General features: G+C 64.6%; 8 protein-coding genes. 3 read left to right on the forward strand and 5 right to left on the reverse strand.

Annotation, left to right across the window (positions count from 1 at the left end; translation table 11 throughout):
• The 5 genes from EN781_RS22610 to EN781_RS22630 form a co-directional block, all read right to left on the reverse strand.
• A partial coding sequence (locus tag EN781_RS22610; RefSeq protein ID WP_189347743.1) for an Ldh family oxidoreductase occupies nt 1–484 on the reverse strand: 484 nt, incomplete at its 3' end.
• 111 nt (nt 485–595) lie between these two features.
• Nucleotides 596–1,405 carry an ABC transporter permease gene (locus tag EN781_RS22615; protein ID WP_126056893.1) on the reverse strand — a complete coding sequence of 270 codons (810 nt, stop codon included), beginning with the start codon at nt 1,403–1,405 and terminating at the stop codon, nt 596–598.
• On the reverse strand, nt 1,405–2,115 hold the full coding sequence (locus tag EN781_RS22620; protein WP_245455279.1) for an ABC transporter permease: 711 nt from the start codon (nt 2,113–2,115) through the stop codon (nt 1,405–1,407). Before EN781_RS22620 ends, EN781_RS22615 begins: the two co-directional genes overlap by 1 nt.
• A gap of 167 nt (nt 2,116–2,282) precedes the next feature.
• On the reverse strand, nt 2,283–3,077 hold the full coding sequence (locus EN781_RS22625) for a transporter substrate-binding domain-containing protein (RefSeq protein WP_126056892.1): 795 nt from the start codon (nt 3,075–3,077) through the stop codon (nt 2,283–2,285).
• Between the two features lie 57 nt (nt 3,078–3,134).
• Entirely contained in the window at nt 3,135–3,950 is an 816-nt protein-coding gene (locus EN781_RS22630) for an ABC transporter ATP-binding protein (protein ID WP_126059262.1), read from the reverse strand.
• A gap of 211 nt (nt 3,951–4,161) precedes the next feature.
• Between EN781_RS22630 and EN781_RS22635 the strand changes: the two genes are divergently transcribed.
• The 3 genes from EN781_RS22635 to EN781_RS22645 all read left to right on the forward strand — a co-directional run.
• A complete protein-coding gene (locus EN781_RS22635; RefSeq protein ID WP_126056891.1) occupies nt 4,162–5,034 on the forward strand; it encodes a dimethylarginine dimethylaminohydrolase family protein in 873 nt (290 codons plus the stop codon).
• Entirely contained in the window at nt 5,004–5,675 is a 672-nt protein-coding gene (locus tag EN781_RS22640; protein WP_126056890.1) for a TetR family transcriptional regulator C-terminal domain-containing protein, read from the forward strand. Before EN781_RS22635 ends, EN781_RS22640 begins: the two co-directional genes overlap by 31 nt.
• The coding region (locus EN781_RS22645) for a thiamine pyrophosphate-binding protein (protein ID WP_245492637.1) at nt 5,672–6,274 on the forward strand (603 nt) is incomplete at its 3' end. The genes EN781_RS22640 and EN781_RS22645, both read left to right, overlap by 4 nt.

The raw sequence follows: 6,274 nt of genomic DNA on the forward strand, positions 1-6,274 counted from the left end.
CAAACGACATCGGATTGGTGCAGTAGACCGGCTTGACCGAGCCGGAGCCGGCCAGCACCGCCGGCCCGTTGGTGGCGGCGAAGGACACCAGCCCCTGCGCCGCCAGCCGCCCGGTGAAATAGCCGAGCGCGCCGCAAGTATAGGCGTTCCTCTGCGAGAAGATGGCGACGCCAAAGAGTTTTGCCGCCTTGGCGAGATCCTCGATCGTGCGGTCGAAGCCGGTATGGGCGAGGCCGCCGCGCGCGTCGGACAGATAGACGGCGAGCGCCGGCCTGGTGATGACCGGATCGGCATTGCCGTCGATGCGGCCGGCTTCGATCGCCTCCAGATAGTCGATGAAATGCGTCAGCCCGACGCTGGTGAGCCCTTCCGCCTCGGCCGCGACGATGGAAGCGGCGAGCGACTGTGCGTTTTCCTCGTTGGCGCCGGCGCCAAGCGCCGCCATCCGGCACAGCCCTGTTGCCTGATCGAGACTGAGTTGCATGGTGATGGGTTCCTAGTGAGCAGCGAGTAGCGAGTAGGGAATAGCGAATGGGAATGGTGGGCTGTTGGCCGCCTCGTGTCCTATTCGCTACTCGCTATTCGCTACTCACTTCTAACCGATCTTGACCGGGATCCGCGCCTCGATTCGGCTGAAGGCGAAGACGAGGATGCCGGTGATGGCCATATAGATCAACGCCAGCAGCAGCAAGGGTTCGTAGGTGAGGTAGGTGTCCTGCCGTACCTTTGACGATACGGCGAAGATGTCGATGACGCTGATCGTTGCCACCAGCGGCGTCGACTTCAGCTGCAGCACCGTTTCGCCGGTCAGCGTCGGTAGCGCCCGGTAGAAGGCCTGCGGCAGCCAGATGCGGCGGAAGATCTTCCAGCGGCTCATGCCGAAAGCGCGTGCCGCTTCCAGTTGCCCCTTCGGCACGCCGGCGAAGGCGCCGCGCATCACCTCGCCCTCGTAGCCGGCGAAGGACAGGGTCAGCGCCAGCACGCCATAGGGCCAGGCCTGCCTGAGATATGGCCACATCCAGGAGTCGCGGATCCATGGATATTGCGGAAACAGCGAACCCAAGCCGTAATAGAGCAGCCAGAGCTGCAGGAGCAGCGGCGTCCCCCGGATGATGGTGCAGAAGACCTTGGCCGGCATGGCGAACCAGAACGGGCCACCGGCCTGCGCCAGCCCGAGCGGCACCGCGAGCAGGAAGCCCAGCGAGCAGGTGACGGCCAGGATCCACAGCGCCCGCCAGATGCCCATGAGACCCATTTCCCAATATTGCGGCAGCCAGTCCCAGCGCATGAAGAAGGCGGCGCCGAGGACCAGCCCCAGCGCGATCAGGATCAGCACAATGCGATGCGGCTGCAGCCACAGCGAGGCGCGCGCGACGGCGTTGACGACGACGGCTTCGTTGGCCATCAGCGCGCCTCCTTGACCGAAGGCATGCCGCGCCGCGACCACACCTCGACGCGGCCGATGATCAGGTTGGAGAACAGCGACAGCAAAAGGTAGAGCGCGCCCGCCGCGACGTAGAAAGTCAGATAGGCCTTGGTGACGCCGGCGGCCTGCCGCGTGGCAAGGGTCAGTTCGAAGAAGCCGACGACGGCCAGCAGCGCGGTGTCCTTGGTGGCGATCAGCCAGAGATTGGCAAGGCCGGGAATGGCGAAAGGCAGCATCGCCGGCAAGGTGATGCGTCTGAGCAGCAGGCTTGGCGGCATGCCATAGGCGCGGGCAGCTTCGATCTGCCCCTGCGGGATGGATAGGATGGCGCCGCGGATGACCTCGGTCGAATAGGCTCCCTGCACGAAGCCGAGCACGAAAATGCCGGCCGCCAGCCCGCTGATGTCGACGTGCTGGTAGCCCATCGCGGTCAGCAGCTGGTTGATCAGGTCGGTCCCGGCGTAATAGAGCAGCAGGATCAGCACCAGCTCCGGCACGGCGCGCACCACGGTGGTGTAGACCGCCAGCAGGTCGCGCACCACCGGACCGCCATAGAGCTTGCCATAGGCCCCGCCGGTGCCGATCAGAAGCCCGAGGCATGTGGCGCCGAGGGCGATCTCGATCGAATGCAGCAAGCCGACCAGCAGGGTTCCGCCCCAGCCCGGCGGTGTGGGCGAGAGCAGCTCCATGATGCCGGCCGCCGAGGCCGGAAGAAATGCGTCGATCAGCTTCGCCCCCGGATTGCTGGAGCCATGACCGCTGGCGGTCCACGCCGGCGCTAAGCATCATGGCAGGTTCGGCGGAACCTCACGGCCCGGCAGGCGGGCCGTGAGGTCATTCGCTCATGCGGGATGCGTCAGTTCGACTGCGGGGTGCCGCCGTAGATGTCGAAATCGAAGTACTTTTTCGAGATCTCGTCATACTTGCCGTTGGCGCGGATCGCCTTGATGCCGGCGTTGATCTTGTCTTTCAGGTCGGTGTCTTCCTTGCGCACGCCGGCGCCAACGCCCGGCCCGAGCACTTCGTCATCCTGAGCCACCATGCCCTTCAGGTCGCAGCAGGCCTTGCCCTGATCCGTCTTGAGGAATTCGCCCAGCGCGATGGAGTCGGCCTGCACCGCATCGACGCGGCCGGCGGCGAGATCCTGGTTGGCTTCGTCCTGGGTCTGGTATTCCTTGACCTCGGCCGCTCCGGTGAAGTGCTTCTTGGCGTAGACGGCATGCACCGTCGACACCTGTACGCCGACCACCTTGCCCTTGAGATCGTCCGGCGTGGCCCCGAATTTCTGGTCCTTCGGGCCGATGATCGCGGTCGGCGTGTTGTAGTACTTGTCGGAGAAGTCGATCGTCTTCTTGCGTTCCTCGGTGATCGACATCGAGGCGACGATGAGGTCGATCTTCTTGGTGGTCAGCGCTGGAATGATGCCGTCCCAGGCGACGGGCGTGATGACGCAGTCGAGCTTCTCCTCGGCGCAGACGGCGTCGATGAAGTCGACCTCCCAGCCGACCCACTTGCCGGAAGCATCCGGCGAGGCGAACGGCGGATAAGGCTCGGCGGCGACGCCGATCTTGACCTGATCCGCCTTGGCCGCACCCATCGCGGCAACGCCGAACAGCAGCGCCGCGGCGAAGGTCTTGAGAACAGTCTTCATTTCAGAACTCCCAGTTTGTTGTTGTTCCCGGTTTTTCGCTCCGCTTGACACCGGCCCCTAGCCGACGTTGCGGAGGAATTGCTTGAGCCTTTCGGATTTGGGCGCGCCGAACAGCTGTTCCGGCGGTCCTTCCTCCTCGACCAGCCCGTTGCAGAGGTATACGACATGCGTCGCGACCTCGCGGGCAAACTTCATTTCATGCGTGACCAGAACCATTGTCCGTCCCTCGCGCGCCAGGTCGCCGATCACCTTCAGCACCTCGCCGACCAGTTCCGGATCGAGCGCCGAGGTCGGCTCGTCGAACAGCATGACGCGCGGATTGATCGCCAGCGCCCGGGCGATCGCCGCGCGCTGCTGCTGGCCGCCGGACAGATAGGCCGGATAGACGTCGCGCTTCTCGGCGAGGCCCACACGCGCCAGCAGCTTCTCGGCCTGGGCGACCGCCTCCTCGCGCCTGACGCCCAGCACATGCACCGGAACCTCGATGACGTTCTCGATCAGCGTCATGTGGCTCCACAGGTTGAAGTTCTGGAACACCATGCCCAGCCTGGAGCGGATGCGCTCGATCTGCTTGCGGTCGGCGGGAACCGTGTGGCCGTGGCTGTCGGCCTTCAGCTTGATCTCCTCGCCGTTGACGCGGATGATGCCGCTGGTCGGGTTTTCCAGGCAGTTGATGCAGCGCAAGAGCGTCGACTTGCCGGAGCCCGATCCGCCGATGATGGCGATCACCTCGCCGTCGCGCGCCGACAGCGACACACCCTTCAGCACGTGCAGTTCGCCGAATTTCTTGTGCAGGTTCTCGACATGAATGGCTTCGGCGGCGCCGCTCTGCGCCTCGCCGGATCGCACTGCGGCAGCTTCCACCGCGCTCACCATGTGGCCTCTGCAGGGGCGATGGCAGGTCGTCGAACGTCCATCCGGCTAATCAACATACGCTGCACTGTCCCGCTCCAGACTTCAGCATGGACCCGACAGCGCGAGCCCGTCAATCCCGCTCATTACGGCACTTGCGGCCTTGTTGCGCAAGTGTATAAATAGCCCTCCATGAAATTTTCTCGGCTTTTTTCATCTTAAAAGGGCATTGATGAGCGCTTTCGGATCACAGTCCATGGCGGCGCCGCTACGGCGCGTGCTGATGCGGTCGGCAGCCAACGCCATGCGCGACGCCGACAGGGCTGCCTGGCACTATGGCCCCGGCTTCAACCCGGCGAAAGCAGCCTCGCAGCACGTGGCCCTTGCTGAACTGGTGGCGGCTTCCGGCGCCGAAATCGAATGGATAGAGGACACGGACGACGGCCTGTCGGATTCGGTGTTCACGCACGACCCATCGCTGATGACCGACCGCGGCGCGCTGATCCTGTACATGGGCAAGCCATTGCGCGCCAGCGAGCCCTCGCTGCATGAAGAGACCTACAGAAGACTGGGCATTCCGATCCTGGGCCGCGTCGAGGCTCCTGGCCAGGTCGAAGGCGGTGACTGTGTATGGGTTGATGGCCGCACGCTGGCGATCGGGCGCGGTGTCCGCTCCAATCAGGAAGGCATCCAGCAGGTTTCAAACCTGCTGACGCCGCTGGGCATTTCCGTCTACGGTTTTGACCTGCCGCTGTGGCAGGGCGAAGAGGCGTGCCTGCATCTGATGTCGGTGATCAGCCCGCTGGCCGACGACCTCGCACTGGTCTATTCCCCGCTCTTGCCGGCCCCGTTCTATCAGATGCTGAAGGCGCGAGGCATCCGGCTGGTCGAAGGCGACGCCGGAGAGTTCGCCGCTTCCAACGGCCTCAGCCTAAACGTACTGCCGACCAGCCCGCTCAAAGTCATCGCCGTTGCAGGCTTTCCCAAGACCAAAGCCGCGATGGAAGCCGCCGGCTGCACGGTTGAAATCTTCGAGGCGGATGCGCTTTGCATCGCCTGCGAAGGTGGGCCGACATGCCTGACGCGGCCGATCCTGCGCCGATGAATGCGCCATCCCGCCGCAAGTTCCGTCGCGAGGGCGAGGACCGGCGGCGGCAGGATCTGATCGAAGCGACTCTGGATAGCGTGGCGGAACATGGTCTGCAAGGTGCCACCTTGCGCGCCATCGCCTTGCGTGCCGGCGTCACCGCCGGGCTGATCCGGCATTATTTCCCCGGCAAGGAAGAATTGCTGCAGGAGGCATATGCGGCGCTGGTCGGCCGCATGACCGAGCAGGCCAAAGCAGCATTGGTCATGGAAGATGCCTCTCCGCGCCAACGTCTTGCGGCTTTCGTCACCGCCAACCTCAACACGCCGATCGTCGACGCGCGGGTGTTTTCGCTTTGGGCAACCTTCATCGGCCGCGCCAATGCGGATCCGACCTTGGCCCATGCCCACCGCGAAGGCTATCTTGGCTTTCGCAACGAGGTGGAAGCGGTTGTGGCCGAGGTGCTCGCTGCAGAACAGCGCAAACCGGACGCAAGCCAACTGCGCCACCATGCCATCGCGATCAACGCGATCATCGACGGGCTCTGGATCGAAGGCTGTCTGGCGGGCGATATGTTCGAGCCCGGCGAATTGGCAGCGATTGGCATCAAGGCTGTCGAGGCCGAACTCGGCCTTGCGCCAGAAAGAGGAGAACGATGACCACCATCGGCGAGGCCCTCATCACCCTGCTCGAGGCGCATGGCGTCGACACCGTTTTCGGCATCCCCGGCGTCCACACGGTCGAGCTCTATCGCGGCCTGGCGCGTTCGAGCATCCGCCATATCACGCCGCGCCATGAGCAGGGCGCCGGCTTCATGGCCGACGGCTATGCCCGCGCCAGCGGCAGGCCTGGCGTCGCCTTCGTCATCACCGGTCCGGGGCTCACCAACACCATCACCGCCATGGGTCAGGCGCGCGCCGATTCGGTTCCGATGCTGGTTATCTCGGGCGTCAATGCTACCGACACGCTTGGCAAGGGCTTCGGCTTCCTGCACGAACTGCCCGACCAGCGCGGCATGATGGAGAAGGTGGCGCTGTCTTCTGAGCGCATTACCGAGGCCAAGGAGCTGCCCGGCGTGCTGGCCCGTGCCTTCGCGCTGCTCGCGTCGTCGCGTCCCGGCCCGGTCCATGTCGAGATCCCGACCGATGTCATGGTCAAGCCGGCCGACGGCATTGTCGCCTCATTGAGCAATGCGGCGCCGCCGGCTCCCGACGCTGCCGCAATCGCGCAGGCAGCAAGTCTTTGCAAGACCGCGAGC

The organism is Mesorhizobium sp. M4A.F.Ca.ET.090.04.2.1, from assembly GCF_003999085.1.
Classification (GTDB): domain Bacteria; phylum Pseudomonadota; class Alphaproteobacteria; order Rhizobiales; family Rhizobiaceae; genus Mesorhizobium.